Source organism: Thalassotalea ganghwensis, from assembly GCF_053485795.1.
This window is the reverse complement of the sequence record NZ_JBQRUM010000002.1, coordinates 145,117-162,840: the sequence shown is the minus strand read 5'-3', so window position 1 is coordinate 162,840 and position 17,724 is coordinate 145,117. Positions and strand designations below refer to the sequence as shown.

Annotated in this window: 18 protein-coding genes; 16 read left to right on the top strand and 2 right to left on the bottom strand. The window is 39.9% G+C overall.

Annotated features, from left to right (window positions below):
- Positions 1 to 215 precede the first annotated feature (215 nt).
- Entirely contained in the window at positions 216 to 3,260 is a 3,045-nt protein-coding gene (gene rne / locus ACSLUH_RS02635; protein WP_448564305.1) for a ribonuclease E, read from the bottom strand.
- 572 nt (positions 3,261 to 3,832) lie between these two features.
- Between rne and rluC the strand changes: the two genes are divergently transcribed.
- A complete protein-coding gene (gene rluC / locus ACSLUH_RS02630) occupies positions 3,833 to 4,792 on the top strand; it encodes a 23S rRNA pseudouridine(955/2504/2580) synthase RluC (protein ID WP_448564303.1) in 960 nt (319 codons plus the stop codon).
- A gap of 63 nt (positions 4,793 to 4,855) precedes the next feature.
- On the opposite strand, the gene ACSLUH_RS02625 is transcribed toward rluC, so the two are convergent.
- Complete coding sequence (locus ACSLUH_RS02625; RefSeq protein ID WP_448564301.1) at positions 4,856 to 5,461, bottom strand: Maf family protein; 606 nt, start codon at positions 5,459 to 5,461, stop codon at positions 4,856 to 4,858.
- Positions 5,462 to 5,580: 119 nt separating this feature from the next.
- Between ACSLUH_RS02625 and yceD the strand changes: the two genes are divergently transcribed.
- The 15 genes from yceD (at position 5,581) to prpB (ending at position 17,656) form a co-directional block, all read left to right on the top strand.
- Positions 5,581 to 6,093: a 23S rRNA accumulation protein YceD gene (gene yceD / locus ACSLUH_RS02620; RefSeq protein ID WP_448564299.1), complete on the top strand. Its 513-nt coding sequence runs from the start codon at positions 5,581 to 5,583 to the stop codon at positions 6,091 to 6,093.
- A gap of 24 nt (positions 6,094 to 6,117) precedes the next feature.
- A complete protein-coding gene (gene rpmF / locus ACSLUH_RS02615) occupies positions 6,118 to 6,288 on the top strand; it encodes a 50S ribosomal protein L32 (RefSeq protein WP_116000475.1) in 171 nt (56 codons plus the stop codon).
- A 5-nt stretch (positions 6,289 to 6,293) separates the two neighbouring features.
- Entirely contained in the window at positions 6,294 to 7,322 is a 1,029-nt protein-coding gene (gene plsX, locus ACSLUH_RS02610; protein ID WP_448564670.1) for a phosphate acyltransferase PlsX, read from the top strand.
- A 56-nt stretch (positions 7,323 to 7,378) separates the two neighbouring features.
- A complete protein-coding gene (gene fabD, locus ACSLUH_RS02605) occupies positions 7,379 to 8,311 on the top strand; it encodes an ACP S-malonyltransferase (protein WP_448564297.1) in 933 nt (310 codons plus the stop codon).
- A gap of 11 nt (positions 8,312 to 8,322) precedes the next feature.
- Positions 8,323 to 9,057 carry a 3-oxoacyl-ACP reductase FabG gene (gene fabG, locus ACSLUH_RS02600; protein ID WP_448564295.1) on the top strand — a complete coding sequence of 245 codons (735 nt, stop codon included), beginning with the start codon at positions 8,323 to 8,325 and terminating at the stop codon, positions 9,055 to 9,057.
- A gap of 168 nt (positions 9,058 to 9,225) precedes the next feature.
- Positions 9,226 to 9,459, top strand: a complete 234-nt coding sequence (gene acpP, locus ACSLUH_RS02595) for an acyl carrier protein (RefSeq protein WP_448564293.1) — start codon at positions 9,226 to 9,228, stop codon at positions 9,457 to 9,459.
- A gap of 111 nt (positions 9,460 to 9,570) precedes the next feature.
- Positions 9,571 to 10,803 carry a beta-ketoacyl-ACP synthase II gene (fabF, locus tag ACSLUH_RS02590; RefSeq protein WP_448564291.1) on the top strand — a complete coding sequence of 411 codons (1,233 nt, stop codon included), beginning with the start codon at positions 9,571 to 9,573 and terminating at the stop codon, positions 10,801 to 10,803.
- Between the two features lie 104 nt (positions 10,804 to 10,907).
- Entirely contained in the window at positions 10,908 to 11,708 is an 801-nt protein-coding gene (gene pabC / locus ACSLUH_RS02585; RefSeq protein ID WP_448564289.1) for an aminodeoxychorismate lyase, read from the top strand.
- A 9-nt stretch (positions 11,709 to 11,717) separates the two neighbouring features.
- Entirely contained in the window at positions 11,718 to 12,725 is a 1,008-nt protein-coding gene (gene mltG / locus ACSLUH_RS02580) for an endolytic transglycosylase MltG (RefSeq protein WP_448564287.1), read from the top strand.
- Positions 12,726 to 12,740: 15 nt separating this feature from the next.
- The gene (gene tmk, locus ACSLUH_RS02575) at positions 12,741 to 13,370 is read left to right on the top strand and encodes a dTMP kinase (protein WP_448564285.1); all 630 of its coding nucleotides are present in this window, start codon (positions 12,741 to 12,743) and stop codon (positions 13,368 to 13,370) included.
- A 9-nt stretch (positions 13,371 to 13,379) separates the two neighbouring features.
- On the top strand, positions 13,380 to 14,291 hold the full coding sequence (locus tag ACSLUH_RS02570) for a DNA polymerase III delta subunit-related protein (protein WP_448564283.1): 912 nt from the start codon (positions 13,380 to 13,382) through the stop codon (positions 14,289 to 14,291).
- Between the two features lie 17 nt (positions 14,292 to 14,308).
- Complete coding sequence (locus ACSLUH_RS02565; RefSeq protein WP_448564281.1) at positions 14,309 to 14,635, top strand: PilZ domain-containing protein; 327 nt, start codon at positions 14,309 to 14,311, stop codon at positions 14,633 to 14,635.
- A gap of 152 nt (positions 14,636 to 14,787) precedes the next feature.
- Complete coding sequence (locus tag ACSLUH_RS02560; protein WP_448564279.1) at positions 14,788 to 15,558, top strand: TatD family hydrolase; 771 nt, start codon at positions 14,788 to 14,790, stop codon at positions 15,556 to 15,558.
- 465 nt (positions 15,559 to 16,023) lie between these two features.
- A complete protein-coding gene (locus ACSLUH_RS02555) occupies positions 16,024 to 16,707 on the top strand; it encodes a GntR family transcriptional regulator (RefSeq protein ID WP_448564277.1) in 684 nt (227 codons plus the stop codon).
- 49 nt (positions 16,708 to 16,756) lie between these two features.
- Positions 16,757 to 17,656, top strand: a complete 900-nt coding sequence (gene prpB / locus ACSLUH_RS02550; protein ID WP_448564275.1) for a methylisocitrate lyase — start codon at positions 16,757 to 16,759, stop codon at positions 17,654 to 17,656.
- Positions 17,657 to 17,724: the final 68 nt, after the last annotated feature.

Below are 17,724 nucleotides of genomic sequence, written 5' to 3'. Positions count from 1 at the left end.
GTGCTTAATGCATTTGATACGAAAATTATCATTAGCTGAGGGATTCGGGAATTTTTTAATGAGACTACCCTATAAGTTTAAGCCGTGCATGTGAAGTCTTGATGAGCTTTACTCTATGTCTTTGTTAAAAGTTTAAAGTGAAATACAATTGAGAAGTATAAATGAATAACGCCAGCGAGTGCTGGCGTTATTTTTTTACGAACAATACAGTAGTACTATTGTGGTTTAGTAGGTCCAGCTTGTGCTCTGCTTGTTGCGTCGCTAACCATCGCCATTTTACCAGATAAACTGTGCGTTAATCTTTCACTCTCATCAGCAAATGCTGTCGGTAGTTCTCGAATGGTATTAACCGTTTCAGGTTTCGTCATTCCTGCACTAGCGCGATTCTGCTTACGAGGTGATGCTAGCTTAACGGTGACATTAGGCATTTCCTCTTTTACCTGAGGTTGCTCAGGTTCAGCATTTTCTGTAACGGTTTCCACAGTATCAGATGCAGAAGGCATTGTTTCAGTCACACTATCTTCAACTTCAGGACCTGTCGCTTCACTTATTTGCTGCTCTTGCTCGTCTTGCTTGGCAATAACTTCAGTATCGCTAATCGCGGTATCAGCTTTTGGCGCTTCTTTTTGAATCGCTTGTTTTTTAGCAGCTTTAGCAATACTCGTATGTTCTAATGCCAGTTCTTGCTGATTGTCGTTAGCAGTTTCGCTCGCTTGCTCATCGTCATTGATGACAGCTTTAGCGGTTGTTGCTGCGTTATCAGTTGAAGACGCTTCGTTGACAGTTTTAGCGTTAGCATCATTATCAAATAGCTCTTGTTGAACCTCAGAAGAGTGAGAATCAACGGTTGCAATATTTTCTTGTTTCGTTTGCTCTAAACTTACTTCTGGATAACGTGCTTCCACTGGATCAGAGCTAGCTTCATTGATCTTCGGCTCGCTACCAGTACTCGCTTGTTGCGTCTGCTGAGTTTCAATATCAAAGCTCTTTTCAATATCAGCATTGTTTTGATCATTGTTTTGGCGACGACGTTGACCATGATTTCTCAAATGACGAGGTGAGCGTCGGCTACGAGGGCGATGCTCTTGTGCATTTGCTTCGTTATTATCTTTACTCTCCGCTTGCGGCTTTTGATTGTCGACAGCTGATTCGGTAGCAACTTTATTATTTGAAGCGACTTTCTCTTCATTTACTGAAGCTGCTGTGACATTTTTCTCAGCAGCATTAACTGCTTGTTGCTCAGGTTGCGTTGCATGCTCTTCGCCACTACGAACCTTTTTACGATTATTGCGGCGTTGTCTGCGTTCAGCTACTTTCTCTTCTTTTGGCTTAGTTGCCTTAGTATTAGATGGTTGCTTACGCACAGGCTTAGCAGCTTTATCTTGAGCGTTATCATCTTTTATTGATGTGCGCTTGTCGTTCTTACGATCGTTACGGTCATTTCTGTCGTTACGATTGTTTCTACGTTGATTGTTGCGCTGGCGAGGATGCTTTCCTTGACGTTTATTTGAATTGTCCTGTTTCTTTTGTTTAGGCTTATTATCATCTTCGCTGGCAAATAAGCCTTTTAACCAAGAAACTAAGCCGGTAAGTAAGCTTGCACTCTCTTTGGTTGAAGCTTTGTTATCTGCCTTAGCTTTGTTTGAAACAGGCGCTTGTTTTGGTGCAGACATGCCTTGAAGTAAAGGCTCGTCTTTCTTTATTGCCTCTTTAGCAAACTTAGGCATAATCGCTTCTTCAACAATAGCCTCTTTGATCGGTACTTCATAACTTGCTTCGGCGACCGTTTCATCAGGGCGCACTCTAACCACTTCATAGTGTGGTGTATCCATGTTTGGATTTGGAATGATGAGTACTTTTACACTGTGTTGCTTTTCAATATGAAATACTGAACGACGCTTCTCATTTAATAAATAGGTCGCAACAGGTACTGGCACTTGCGCATGCACTTGTTGGGTATTTTCTTTAGTTGCTTCTTCTTCCATCAAACGTAAGATAGATAACGCTAACGACTCTATACCTCTGACATGCCCGGTACCATTACAACGAGGGCACACCCCTTGACTGGTTTCCCCGATTGAAGGACGTAATCGTTGGCGTGACATTTCAAGAAGACCAAAACGAGAAATGCGACCTAATTGAATTCTTGCTCGGTCTTGCTTAACAGCATCACGCATGCGGTTTTCAACTTCACGCTGATGACGCACTGGTGTCATATCAATAAAATCGATAACCACAAGGCCACCTAAGTCACGTAATCGTAATTGACGTGCAATTTCATCGGCAGCTTCAAGGTTGGTATTAAACGCTGTTTCTTCGATATCTCCACCTTTAGTTGCTCGAGCAGAGTTGATATCAATAGAAGTCATCGCTTCTGTAGGATCAATAACAATAGAGCCACCTGAAGGTAAGCGTACTTCACGTTGAAACGCTGACTCTATTTGACTTTCAATTTGAAAGTGAGTGAATAACGGCTTGTCATTGGTATAAAGTTTTACTTTATTGGCGAAATCGGGACGCACCAATTCAATATGCTCTTTTACGCGCTCATAGGTTTTTGGGCGGTCAATTAACACTTCACCTATATCTCGACGCAAATAATCACGAATTGCGCGCAAAATAACGTTAGTTTCTTGATGAATTAAGAAAGGAGCAGGGCGACTAGCTGCCGCTTCTTCAATGGCTTTCCAGTGATGTAATAAGACGCTTAAATCCCATTCTAATTCTTCATAGTCTTTACCAACGCCAGCAGTTCGAACGATTAACCCCATACCTTTCGGTAGGTCTAATTTACTTAGCGAATTTTTAAGGTCTGTACGTTCATCACCTTCAATACGACGTGAAATGCCACCCGCTCTAGGGTTATTTGGCATTAATACCAAATAACTACCAGCAAGGCTAATAAAGGTAGTTAACGCTGCACCTTTTTGACCTCGTTCTTCTTTGTCAATTTGAACGATAACTTCTTGGCCTTCGGATAGTACGTCTTTAATATTTGGACGACCTTGGAAAGAGTAGCCTTTTGGAAAATATTCTCTGGCAATTTCTTTCATCGGCAAGAAGCCATGACGTTCAGCGCCATAGTCAACAAATGCCGCTTCTAGGGAAGGTTCAATTCTGGTTATTTTTGCTTTATAGATATTGGCTTTTTTTTGCTCATGACCTGGACTTTCAATGTCGAGATCATAAAGTTGTTGGCCATCAACAAGTGCTACACGTAACTCTTCTGACTGTGTAGCATTGATTAACATACGTTTCATAGTTTCTGTGACTCATAATTTAGTCACAGCACTGCTGTGCTTTTAACACAAAGCATTCTAATGCTATGGTAACAGCAATTTGTCAACCTCACGGGTGTCAATCTTAATGCGCCATACTACGCATTAAGCTGTTAAAATCTGATTGTCTTATGCCTTTACTGTTTCTAAACAATAAAGAAAAATCTGCTTTTATGTGCTCAGCCAGCGTGCTGTGCTTTCGATAAGTTATTGAAAATACCACTGTTACATTGATGTGGTTGTTATTGTCGGTCAACTTATCGACTTTAAATACCAAATAAGCTTTAACTTTGCAGGGCGAATGTTTATGTTTTACTACTCGACAAGTTACTCACATCGATTGCAACAATAGGCTATTCTCTTATCAAGTCATCTTAGCTTGAAAAGGCAGCCGCATTCATCCTCTTACGCTTTAAATAAAGCTTACGTTTCTGTTACTTATTCTTCATTTGATCGGTAACCTTAGTATTATCTCACTTTTTACTTTAAAAAGGCAATTAAATAAAGGCGTTAATTGGAGTAAAATAGCAAAAAATTATGATAAACTGCGCGCCATGAAAGAATCTACTAAACCACAAGTCCGCTTTATTACTGTTGATGGTGATGATGAAGGACAAAGAATTGATAACTTTTTATTAAAGACGTTAAAAGGCGTACCTAAGAGTATGATTTATCGTTTGTTAAGAAAAGGTGAAATTAGAGTAAATAAAAGGCGTATAAAACCTGAGTATAAATTAGTAAAAGAAGACATTTTGCGTATCGCGCCTATTCGAGTCTCAGAAAAGTCCGCGCCAGTTTCTACTCAACTGAACGTTGTCGCGAACCTAGAAAAACAAATCTTATTTGAAGATGACCGCTTAATTGTCATTAATAAGCCTTCGGGTATGGCGGTTCACGGAGGAAGTGGTGTCAACTTTGGTGTTATTGAAGCGCTCAGGGCATTACGTCCAGACGCGAAAATGCTTGAATTAGTGCACCGTCTTGATCGTGATACTTCTGGTTGTTTAGTTGTTGCTAAAAAACGTTCAGCGTTACGCCATCTTCATGAGCAATTAAGAGATAAGAAGGTTCAAAAGTTTTATCATGCGTTGGTCAAAGGTCGATGGTCACCCAAATTAACTCGAGTAACTGAAGCGCTAAAAAAGAATGATTTAAAATCCGGTGAAAGAGTGGTGATAGTTGATAATATTAACGGCAAAGAGTCGGAAACACGATTTAAAGTATTACAACATTACCAGAATGCTACGTTAGTTAGAGCATTTCCTGTGACTGGCCGAACTCATCAAATAAGAGTGCACTGTCAAGTTAAAGGACACCCAATTGCGTGCGACCCTAAGTATGGCCATCCTGAGTTTGATGAATACATGCGTTCAATGGGGTTAAAGCGTTTGTTTTTACATGCTGCCAGTATAGAATTTATTCACCCTAAAACCATGCAACGGCTAAAAGTTGAAGCGCCATTAGAGCAAAGCCTTGAAAAGTGCTTAAAGCAACTGACAAAAGCAAATGCTTAAGTCATCTTTAACGTAAGCGTGTGTGCAGTTTTTCGCAAATTATACAACACGCTTAAAAAGTGCTTAAGAAGCGCTAGCGCTTGCTTGTAATTGCAATACATTTACATCAAAGCGAGCAAGTAATTCGGTTAGTTTAATTAATGGTAAACCAATTAAACTATTGGGGTCGTCACCTTCTAAGCGTTCGAATAGGCATATGCCTAAACCTTCACTTTTAAAACTGCCAGCGCAATTTAGCGGCATTTCAGCATTAACGTAGCTTTCTATTTCCGATAAGCTTGATCGTTTAAAGTGAACACTAAATGGCTCAACGACGGACTCATAACGCTGTGAGTCCGTGTCGTAAACGCATAACCCCGTTAGAAATGTGACGACTTGACCATTGAAACTACTCAGCTGTTTTATCGCATTTTCGACAGTGTGTGGCTTACCTAATACTTCTCCATTACATACGGCAACTTGATCTGAACCAATGATGAGTGAATTAGGGTGCTGAGCAGCAACGGCTTTAGCTTTCGATATCGCCAGTCGTTCGACGAGTTGCTCTGGCGATTCATTGGCTAGAGCGCTTTCATCAACATTTGGCTTAGCGGTAATAAATGGAAGGTTGAACTTTTTTAATAACGCTTGACGAAATGGAGACGTTGAACCTAATACAAGTGTTTTCATTAAATTGACTCAATAAATAAACAGATATCTGCTAATATTGGGCTTATATTGTATTTTTAAACAAATTTGGCGATTTTTCTTTTGACACTTGCCCAGTTGGGCATTATTATGCGCGCCTTATGCAGAATCTTAAGCTTCCGATTACAATAAATCCGAATAAAAGCGCACAGCAACGAGCAGTGTGTGACGGTGTTTTTAAACTATCGGAAATGAACAGATTGCTTGCAGTGTGTGAAGACTGCTGTGAGCATGTACATGTTAATGTGAAATTTGATGTGGATGAACTTGGTCTGGTGGTAATATCAGGTAAGGGGTCGGCAACAGTTTCGTTAGCGTGTCAGCGGTGTAATGAAGCATTCGAACAACATCTGGAGATAGATTTTAAATTTAGTCCAGTCAGAGATGCCGAAGCCGCTGAAAATTTGCCGTCATATTATGACGCAATTGAATTAGATGAAAATGGTGAAGTTGACTTGCGAGAGTTAGTGGAAGACGAGTTAATCCTTGCGATTCCATTAATACCAAGGCATGAACTTACAGACTGTCAGGCTCCAGCTGATAGTGTTTGGGGGGAATTGCCTGAAGAGCATGATAAGCCGAACCCATTTGACGTATTAAAAAAACTTAAGTAATTAACCGATTTTAGGAGTTGGGCAATGGCAGTTCAAAAGAGCAAAAAGTCTCGTTCTAGACGTGGCATGCGCCGTTCACATGACGCATTAACAGCAGAAAATTTATCAGTAGATCCAGTATCTGGTGAAACACACCGTCGTCATCACGTTACAGCTGATGGCTTTTATAAAGGTGTTAAAGTAATCGCTAAATAAGCGACATTGCTTTGAACAGTCTAACCATTGCGTTAGATGTTATGGGGGGCGATAAAGGCCCCCTTGTAACGATCCCAGCAGCTTTATCGGCAATTAAAAAAATGCCAGAGTTGCATGTTGTCCTTTGCGGCGACGAATCCGTTATTACCCCCTTTTTTAAGCAAGAACCCTCTTTAAATACAGAACAAATTACTGTGAAACATTGCTCACAAACCGTGGCAATGGACGAAAAGCCTATGAGTGCATTGCGCTGTAAAAGGCAATCATCAATGCGAGCAGCTATTGACTTAGTAGAACAAGGAAAGGCAGATGCTTGCGTTAGCGCAGGTAATACTGGTGCACTGTTTGCCATGGCGCATTTCGTTTTAAAAACACTACCCGGTGTTGAACGGCCAGCATTGATTTCTGCACTACCTACTCATGATGAACATAAACATGTCTTTATGTTGGATTTAGGGGCAAATGTCTTTTGTGAAGCGGACATTTTGTACCAGTTCGGCTTGATGGGGTCGGTTATGGCCGAACAGGTAGATGGTATTGAGAAGCCACGGGTGGCATTACTTAATATGGGCGAAGAAGATATCAAAGGTAGTGACCATATTAAATTAGCGGCAAGTAAGTTATCCCAGAATGCTTTGGTGAATTATGTCGGCTTTATTGAAGGAAATGATATTTTCATGAATAAAACCGATGTTATCGTATGTGATGGCTTTGTTGGCAACGTAGCGCTAAAAACATGTGAGGGCGTCGCACAACTTGTTTATCGTAAGTTAATGAACGTGTTATCAAAGCACTTTTTGGCACGAATAATCGGGAAAATGTTGTCTCCAGCGATAAAAAAACTATTTAAGTCATTGAACCCCGACCAGTATAATGGCGCAAGTTTGATAGGATTGCGCGGTATTGTGGTGAAAAGCCATGGTAATGCAGGCGTAACCGCTTTCGAAACAGCAATATTTGAGGCTGTTAAAGAAGTCGAAAGACAAGTACCCCAAAAAATTCAAACGCTATTGGCCCAAGAGCTAGTTATCTAAGTTCCTTGGGGTATTAGCCTAATTATTTAAAATAAAAATGCTATTTAGGTAAAATAATGCAACAAAATTTAGCTTTTATATTCCCAGGACAAGGCTCACAAGCGGTCGGTATGTTAAGTGACTTTGCTGATAATGAGACTGTGCAAGCAACGTTTAACGAAGCGTCAGAAGCATTGGGTTACGATCTATGGGCTTTGGTTAGCCAAGGCCCTGCGGAAAAACTAAACCAAACTCACCATACTCAGCCAGCTTTATTGACGGCAAGCGTCGCTTTATGGCGCTTATGGCAAGAGCAAGCCAGTGCTTTGCCAAACGTAATCGCTGGTCATAGCTTAGGAGAATATTCTGCGCTTGTTTGTGCAGGTGCTATTTCTTTATCCGATGGTGTTCGATTGGTTGAGAAACGTGGCCAGTTTATGCAAGCCTCTGTTCCTGAAGGTGTTGGTGCGATGGCTGCCATTATAGGCTTGGCAGATGATGAAATAATTAAGGCGTGCCAAGAAGCTGAGCAAGGACAGGTTGTTTCAGCTGTTAACTTTAACTCTCCCGGACAAGTTGTCATTGCAGGGCACAAAGAAGCTGTTGATAGAGCAGGTGCGCTTTGTAAAGAAGCAGGAGCAAAAAGAGCTCTGCCTTTGCCTGTGAGTGTCCCATCTCACTGTGCTTTGATGAAGGAAGCTGCAGAGAAATTAGCGCTCGAGCTCGATAATATTGAAATTTCTGCACCAACTACCCCCGTTTTTAATAATGTAGATGTTGAGGCGCCAACAAACGTAGCGGATATAAAAGCAGCGTTAGTCCGTCAGTTGTATAGTCCGGTTCGCTGGACAGAAACAATAGAAGCATTTGCTCAGCAGGGCATTGACAAGGCGATAGAAGTTGGCCCTGGTAAAGTGCTGCAAGGTTTAGTTAAACGAATTGATAAACGTATTGCTTGTGTTTCATTGAACGATAACGCGTCATTAGATCAAGCTAAAGAATTAATTTAATAGGAAAAAATATGTTTTCATTAGACGGAAAGGTAGCACTTGTTACGGGTGCTAGTCGTGGTATCGGTAAAGCAATTGCGATGCAATTGCAGTCTTTAGGTGCAACGGTTATTGGTACAGCAACATCCGAACATGGGGCTGAAAAAATTAGTGAATATTTAGGTGCTGGTAATGGCATGATGTTGAATGTCACTGATGATAGTTCTATTGACGCTATGTTTGAGCAAATTAAAGCAAAGCATGGCGCGGTAGATATTCTGGTAAATAATGCGGGCATCACTCGTGATAACTTATTTATGCGCATGAAAGATAGCGAGTGGCAGGACATAATTGATACTAACTTGTCATCGGTATTCAAAATCAGTAAAGCGGTAATGCGTCCGATGATGAAAAATCGTCATGGTCGTATTATTAATATTGGCTCTGTCGTAGGTACAATGGGGAATGCAGGACAAGTAAACTATGCAACGGCAAAAGCGGGATTAATTGGTTTTACAAAATCTTTAGCAAGAGAAGTTGCATCTCGTGGCATAACAGTAAATACTGTTGCACCTGGTTTTATTGATACGGATATGACGCAAACGTTGACTGATGAACAAAAAGAAGGCATTTTTGCTCAGGTGCCGGCTAATCGTTTAGGTAAGCCTGAGGAAATCGCTAACGCAGTTGCTTTTTTAGCATCTGACGCTGCTGCTTATATCACCGGTGAAACTTTACATGTTAATGGTGGCATGTACATGGTTTAATCAACTATTCACTAGGTAGTTGATTAAATTAGTTAAATAAGCATAATAAGAAACGGTTTACAGGTTAGACCAGTGTAAAAAGCAAAGCGAGAAGCTTGCATGGTTAGCTGTAGACGAATACACTACACGCAATTTTGAAAAATTGTATTTTCTAGTAAAGGAAAAAAAATGAGTACTATCGAAGAACGCGTAAAAAAAATTACTGTAGAGCAATTAGGTGTGAGCGAAGAAGAAGTAAAAAATGAAGCTTCATTCGTTGACGACTTAGGTGCTGATTCTTTAGATACAGTTGAATTAGTCATGGCGTTAGAGGAAGAGTTTGATACAGAAATTCCTGATGAAGAAGCAGAAAAAATCACTACTGTTCAAGCAGCTATTGATTACGTTACTGCTAACCAGTAATTCTGATAATCAGGCGGTCTTTACCGCCTGATTCATTTTTATTTGATGGACTTTTACTAAAAGACCATTCACGTCTATATAATTTCATTTCTATCGGAGGCAACTCATCCTATGCGGCGTGTTGTAGTTACCGGTCTTGGTATGTTAAGCCCTTTGGGCAATACTCCAGAAACTACCTGGCAAAACCTATTGCAAGGTAAGAGTGGCATAACAAATATCGAGCATTTTGATACTTCTGAATACACCACAAAATTTGCTGGCATGGTCAAAGGTTTTAATGTCGAAGACTATATGGCGAAAAAAGATGCTAAGAAAATGGATTTGTTTATCCAATATGGTATCGCAGCAGGTGTGCAAGCTATAAAAGACTCAGGAATCGAGATTAATGAAGCTAACGCTCATCGAATTGGTGTTGCGATAGGTTCAGGCATCGGTGGTTTGGGCCTTATTGAAGAAAATCATGCAAAGTTATTGCAAAGTGGTCCGCGCAAGCTTTCTCCATTTTTTGTGCCATCAACAATCATTAATATGATTTCTGGAAATTTATCGATTCAATATGGCTTAAAAGGACCTAATATTACCATTGTCACCGCTTGTACAAGTGGTGTTCATAATATTGGTCATGCTGCTCGTATGATTGCATACGGTGATGCTGATGCGATGGTTGCTGGTGGTGCAGAAAAAGCATCGACTCCGTTAGGCATGGGAGGTTTTGGTGCAGCTCGAGCACTTTCAACTCGCAATGATTCACCGCAAGAGGCTTCTCGTCCTTGGGACAAAGATCGAGATGGCTTTGTGTTGGGTGATGGTGCAGGTGTCATCGTGCTTGAAGAATATGAAAGCGCTAAAGCGCGAGGCGCCAAAATATACGCTGAATTAGCGGGTTTTGGTATGAGCGGCGATGCTTATCATATGACTTCACCACCACCGGATGGTGCTGGAGCAGCGCAAGCAATGCAGAATGCGATTAACGATGCCAAAGTTGATGTAAATCTTATCGGTTATGTTAATGCTCATGGAACATCGACACCAGCAGGGGATATTGCTGAAACTAACGCCGTTAAAAATGTTTTTGGTGATCATGCTTATAAGACTATGGTGGGTTCAACGAAATCTATGACCGGGCACTTGTTAGGTGCAGCAGGCTCAGTTGAAGCCATATTTACCATTCAGGCATTAAGCAATGGGCAAGTGCCACCAACGATCAACTTAGACAATCCTGATGAAGGCTGTGATTTAGATTATATTCGCGGTGATGCACGAGAAGTGAGTTTGTCTTATGCATTATGTAATTCGTTTGGATTTGGTGGCACGAATGGATCTTTGTTGTTTAAGAAGGTGTAATCGCTAATATTAGTATAATAAAAAGCGAAAAAGCGCTTGAATCCATTAAGATAAGCTTGAATACTATGCTCTTTACTTAAGGCGCGGTATTCAAGCTTTTTTCTATGCACTACCTTTCAATTAATGAACAACAAGTTACCAAAGTCTCGGCGTTTGACCGTGGTTTGGCGTACGGAGATGGTTTTTTTACCACGGCTAAAATTTCCCAAGGTGTTGTTTTATTGATAGATGCCCACGTTGCTAGACTAAAGCACGCCAGCGAAGTTTTAGGGATCTCACCAATAGACTTTGATAGACTTACAGCGTACTTATCTAACCTTGCCAAAAACTACGATTCAGGCGTGCTAAAAGTTTTGGTTACCGCTGGTGTTGGTGGCCGTGGTTATGGCCGCTCCCAAGAGAGTACCCCAACGATTATTGTTAGCATTCATGATATACCGGCACATTATCAATCTTGGCAAAAGGAAGGGATAAAGGCAGGTTTGGCTAACATGCGTTTAGGGTTGAATCCTGCTCTAAGTGGATTAAAGCATCTTAATCGTCTCGAGCAAGTGCTAATAAGAGCTGAGTTAGATCGCTCAGAGTATGACGAACTCATCGTTGCAAATATAAGCGGTGAAGTTATTGAAGCCACTAGCGCTAATTTGTTTTTGCAAATTGATAATCAGTGGTTTACCGCTGATGTGAGTCAATCAGGTGTCAATGGCATTGTTCGTCAGTTTTTATTATCTCAAGATAATGCGATTAAAGTGGCTAACACAACAATAGAACAACTCAAGCAAGCCGATGCAATGTTTATCACTAATGCGATTTTGGGGCTTGTGCCAATTCGCGAGTATCTCGGCAGAACATTAAATATTGCCAGTCAACGCTACGTTAAGTTATTAGAGCAAGTAAATTGTTAAGGCAAGATAATGTTTAAAACGTTTAAAATCGTGAAATATTTTGTTCATATTTGTGTTGCTGTGTATATCGGTTATATGGGGGTGAAAGCTTTTGCAAATTATAAGCTTTCTAGTTCACTTACCATAACAACCCCAGAGTTTCTTGTTATTACTCAAGGAGAGACGGTAAATCAACTCGCGAGAGAGTTATTTGAAAAAGGGCTTATCGACAGCACATTCTGGTTAAAAGTATTTACCAAATTAAATCCTGAATATACTAAGATCAAAGCAGGAACTTACCAGTTATCTGATCAGCTTTCAGTGCTTTCACTGTTAGAGCTATTAGTAGCAGGGTATGAACATCAATTTACGATTACTTTTATTGAGGGATCAACATTTAAAGATTGGCTTTTGGTACTGGAAAAACATCCGTTCATTAAACAAACAATTTCAGCATCGCAACTCAGTAGTACCTTAAAACAATTGGGAATAGCGCAATCAAATCCGGAAGGACTATTTTTTCCTGATACGTATGCTTTTACAGCTAACACCACCGATAGCGAAATATTGGCTAGAGCAAATCAACGTATGAATGCCGTGTTAGCAACATTGTGGCAAAATAGAAGTACTGGCTTACCTTACCAGAATCAATATGAAGCACTCATCATGGCCTCAATCATCGAAAAAGAAAGTGGTAAACATGCAGAGCATCAGTTAATTGCGTCTGTGTTTGTCAACCGACTAGAAAAAAACATGCGTTTACAAACCGATCCGACCGTTATTTATGGGCTCGGCGATAGGTATCAAGGAGATATCACTAGAGCGCATTTAAAAGAGAAAACAGCATATAATACATATCGAATTAATGGTTTACCTCCAACACCAATTGCTATGCCGGGTAAGTCAGCAATATATGCAGCCCTTAATCCACTAGCATCTGATTATTATTACTTTGTTAGCGATGGTAAGGGCAACCATATTTTTTCTAAAGATTTAAGTTCACATAACCGAGCCGTAGCTCAATATCAAAAAAATTAGTCGTAAGGTATCTAAATGACAAAAGGTAAGTTTATTGTAATAGAGGGTATTGAAGGGGCAGGTAAATCGACGGCTATAGAGGTGGTTAAAGACGTCTTAGCTACCAATGGTATAGAGTTTATTTGTACGCGCGAGCCAGGGGGAACGTCTATGGCTGAGTCGTTGCGAGAAATAGTAAAGTCAGCTGATCATGAAGAAGTTGTGACTGAAGAGACTGAATTATTTTTAATGTATGCAGCGCGCAGTCAATTGTTAGCCAATAAAATCTTGCCAGCCCTGAATCAGGGTATTTGGGTGGTGGGTGACCGTCATGATCTGTCTTCTCGAGCTTATCAAGGCGGTGGCAGGCAAATCAATGATCAAATCATCGAAGACATCGCTAAAATTACCCTTAAGGGGTTTACGCCGGATTTAACCTTATATTTGGATATTTCACCGGAAATAGGCTTACAAAGAGCGAGAAATAGAGGTGCTTTAGATCGGATTGAGTTGGAAAAGATTGAGTTTTTTCACCGAGTACGCAATAAATACCTAGAGTTTGCACAAAAGCAAAAAAATATCGTTACAATAGATGCCAGTGTAGAAGTGCAAAACGTACATCAAAACATCAAAGCAACACTTAATCAGTTTATTAAAACAATATAAGTGAATTGAATGACGGTTTCCTATAAACAACATCAACAAACGCTGTCACGTTTACTTAAGGAACAGCATTTACCACATGCGTTGGTTATTTCTTCAGCTAATCATGATGAAAAACAGTCGTTTGCCAACTGGTTAAGTACTTTATTGATTTGTAGCGAGCCTATACTAGAAAATGATACGCTCTCTGCTTGCCAGCAATGTAAATCTTGCTATTTATTAGCGTCTTCAGGTCACCCCGATCATCTTTTGATTAATGAAGAAGAGCGATTTATTAGTGTTGACTTAATAAGGCGGTTGACGACGTTTTTTGAGAAGACTGCATTAATTGGCGAACGACAAGTTGCACTTGTGTTAAATGCTGAGAAAATGACAGAGTCCGCCGCTAATGCATTGTTAAAAACATTAGAAGAGCCAACCAACAATAGCTTCATTATTTTAACAACTTCGGATGTAGAGCGCTTATTGCCAACCATAAGAAGTCGTTGTCGTACGATAGAGTTGCGTCAATCAATTTTAGATGAAAATTATCAACAGAATAGTGTTCGCCACCCTGTGGTATCTGATGAACAGCGCAGGTGTAATGACGCATTTATTTCATTTTTGTCTGAGCCGCGAGCTCGGCAAGAATTTTTACAGATCATGATTGCGTCTGCAGAGTCGTTAAATTGGTGTGAATTACTTATCATAAATTTGATGCGTTCTAGTGTAAACTGGTTGAATCTAGTAGAATTTACTAAACTAGATCAACATAAGCTTGAACGATTACAACAATTATCGCATGATGATATCTGGTCTATCTACCAGATCATTTGTCGTCATAAAAAACAACAAATAACCTTGACTCAGGTGAACCGACAGTTTCTACTAGAAAAGTTAACTGCAGAGTTAGCGTTATTTTTGTCTAAAAAGAGTTATAGCTAAAAAACCGTAGGTAAAATGTGGAAATTATACAGTTAGAATTTGTTACGGAAAGAGATTTATATTTAGCCTATATGCCTTTTCTTAAAAAAGGTGGTTTGTTTATTCGCACGACAGAATCAATTGAAATGGGGACAGAGATAAAGTTAATTGTTACCCTGCCTGATTCTTTAGAAGAGTCAGAGGTCGAAGGTAAGGTCGTTTGGTTAACCCCGATTGGTTCGCAAAATGGTACTCCAGCAGGAATTGGTATTGGTTTTGTAGAAGATCCAGAAAACGTTAAGGTGCAAATAGAAAAATCTATTGCTCGTTTTTTAAATTCTTCTGAGCCTACGTTTACCATGTAGTGCTTTCTCACATCTTAATGCTTGTCTAATGCGTATGGGGATTTATAATTGCCCCTTTCATCTATTCTCATCATTGATGGCACTATTGTTGATGCATTATTTCACAAGTGCATAGTCTCAATGAGAGAAATCAAAAAAGTTAGGAGTTATTTTTGTTTGTTGATTCACATTGTCACTTAGATCGTTTAAAGCTTGAAGATTTTAATCACTCTCTTGAACACGTTGTAAAGCAAGCCGATGAAGTGGGTGTTTCTAGAATGCTTTGTGTGAGTGTAACGCTTAAAGATTTTCCAAGTATGGTTGATAAAACGTCGACATTTGACAATGTTTTATTAAGTTGCGGTATGCATCCGTTGAATCAAGAAGATAATATTGATGAACAGCAATTGCTTACATTATCTCAGCACCCAAGAGTGATTGCCGTTGGTGAGACAGGTCTGGATTATTTTTATGCTCCGGAAACGAGACCTGTACAAATCGATTCATTTCGAAAACATATTCGTGTCGCCAAACAAGTAAATAAACCCTTAATTATTCATACACGTGATGCTCGCGAAGATACGTTAACGATTATGAAAGAAGAGGGAGCCGATCAGGTTGGTGGAATTTTACATTGTTTTACCGAGTCTTGGGAAATGGCAGAAGAAGCCATAGCTATGGGATTTTATATTTCATTTTCAGGTATTGTTACCTTTAAGAATGCCAATGAGTTGCGTGAAGTCGCTAAACGTGTACCTGATGATAAAATTCTAATTGAAACTGATGCGCCTTATTTGGCACCAGTACCTTATCGCGGAAAACAAAATCAGCCTGCTTATGTTGTGGAAGTGGCACGTCACTTAGCAAGTATTCGTGGACAATCAGTTGATGATATTGCACGAATCACAACAGATAATTTTAATCGCCTGTTTAACTTAGCTTAATTCCCAATAAAAATGGCCCGAAACTAAAGTAGTTTCGGGCTCAGGGGAATGGCTCAAAAAGGAGTTGAGCCGTGCGCTAATTAATTCTGTTTAACTGTCAAAATCTATTAATCAATATTGCGAGCATTGGTTAAATTGTAACCTGTTTTATAATTGTAGTGGAAAGTTATCCAAAAGCGAGTAAAAAAATAATAATTTTTAACGTATTGAAATTATTGTGATTAGTTATCGGTTTTTCCAATTTTTGTCGTTGTTGGCTATCGTTTCCCTCTATTTGTTCAGTGTTAATAAACAAGTTATTCACAGCTTGTTATAACAATCATGACAACACACTCTACACTGCTAAAATCATATCCGTTTTAACTAATTATTGTTTTATTGTCGACAATCACCTCTGGCTAACTTGACAATTACACTGTAATTGTTAGTATCCCCCGCATCATTTGAAAAATTGTCGACAATTTTGTGGCTATCAATAATCCAACGCTTTTAGAGGCTGTCACTACTGCAGATAAAGTTTATTTGGCAATTCAAAATGCCATCGTTGAAGGCGATATTGCCGCGGGAAGTAAAATCAGTGAACCTGAACTTGCCAAGCGATTTAACATCAGTCGTTCAACATTAAGAGAAGCACTCAATCGTTTAGAAAAATGTCACCTTATTGAACGCAAAGCCAATGTTGGTGCGCGGGTCGTAGAGTGCACAACCCAAGGTTTACTGGATATTTATGTTGTTCGAGAAGCGTTAGAAGGGATGGCTTGTCGCCAAGCTGCTATTCATATGTCTGACGAAGAAATCGAAGACATGAAAAATATGTTAGCGACCCATGCTCAAAAGAAGGGGCTACAAGATGGCGTTTCATATTATCAAGAACAGGGAGATCTAGACTTTCACTATAAAGTCATTTTAGGAAGCCATAATAAAGAGCTTATTAATATCCTTTGTGGACAATTGTATCACCTTGTTCGAATGTATCGATGTCAATACGGCATGAATAGCCCTCGAGCAAGTAAAGCGTTTAGCGAACACTCTCGTATTGTCGATGCGATTGCAGAACGAGATGGTGAGCTCGCAGAAATTTTGATGCGACGACATATTGCCGCATCCCGAAAAAATATTGAGAAAAAAATAGCAGAACAAGAGAGTTAATCTACTCTTGTCTTATCATTTATCGTTAATAAGAACATAAGGATTTTCTATGTCTAGCATTAACTCAACATGCTCCCCTGGAGCCAAGTTTAGGCAAGCACTAGCTAACAATAAGCCACTACAAATCGTCGGTACGATTAATGCCTATTGTGCAATGATGGCCGAACAATTGGGACATCAAGCCATTTATCTATCAGGAGGCGGGGTTGCAAATGCGTCTTATGGTCTACCTGATCTAGGTATGACGTCTTTAAATGATGTTATTGCTGATGTACAGCGAATTACTTCTGCATCTAGCTTACCTTTAATGGTTGATATAGATACTGGATGGGGTGGGGCATTCAATATTGCTAAAACGATTCGAGACATGGAAAAGGCAGGTGCAGCAGCGGTTCACATTGAAGATCAAGTTGCTCAAAAACGTTGTGGCCATCGTCCAAATAAAGAAATTGTCTCTTGTGATGAAATGGTCGACCGTATTAAAGCCGCTGTAGATGCTCGCCATGATAAAGACTTTTTTATCATGGCAAGAACGGATGCCTTTGCTCAAGAAGGATTAGAAGCTGCACTCGAAAGAGCAAAAGCATATGTTGCTGCTGGCGCTGACGGTATTTTTGCTGAAGCGGTCAAAACTGAAGAGCATTATCGAGCGTTTACTAGTGCATTAGATGTCCCTGTGCTTGCGAATATCACTGAATTTGGTCAAACAGAACTTTGGAATAGAGAGCAGCTTGGTGAATGGGGCTGTGCAATGGTGTTATATCCTTTATCAGCATTTAGAGCGATGAATAAAGCGGCTGAGAATGTTTACAAAAGAATCCTAGCTGATGGTGATCAAAAAGCGGTAATTGATACCATGCAAACGCGCATGGAGCTTTATGATTATTTAGGTTATCACGAATACGAACAAAAATTGGATGCCTTATTTTCACAAGGCAAGAATAAATAATCTATTGATGTAGAGCGTTGATGAGTAGCTCATCGAAGATTAACGTAAAAAATTAAAAGAAATAAGGG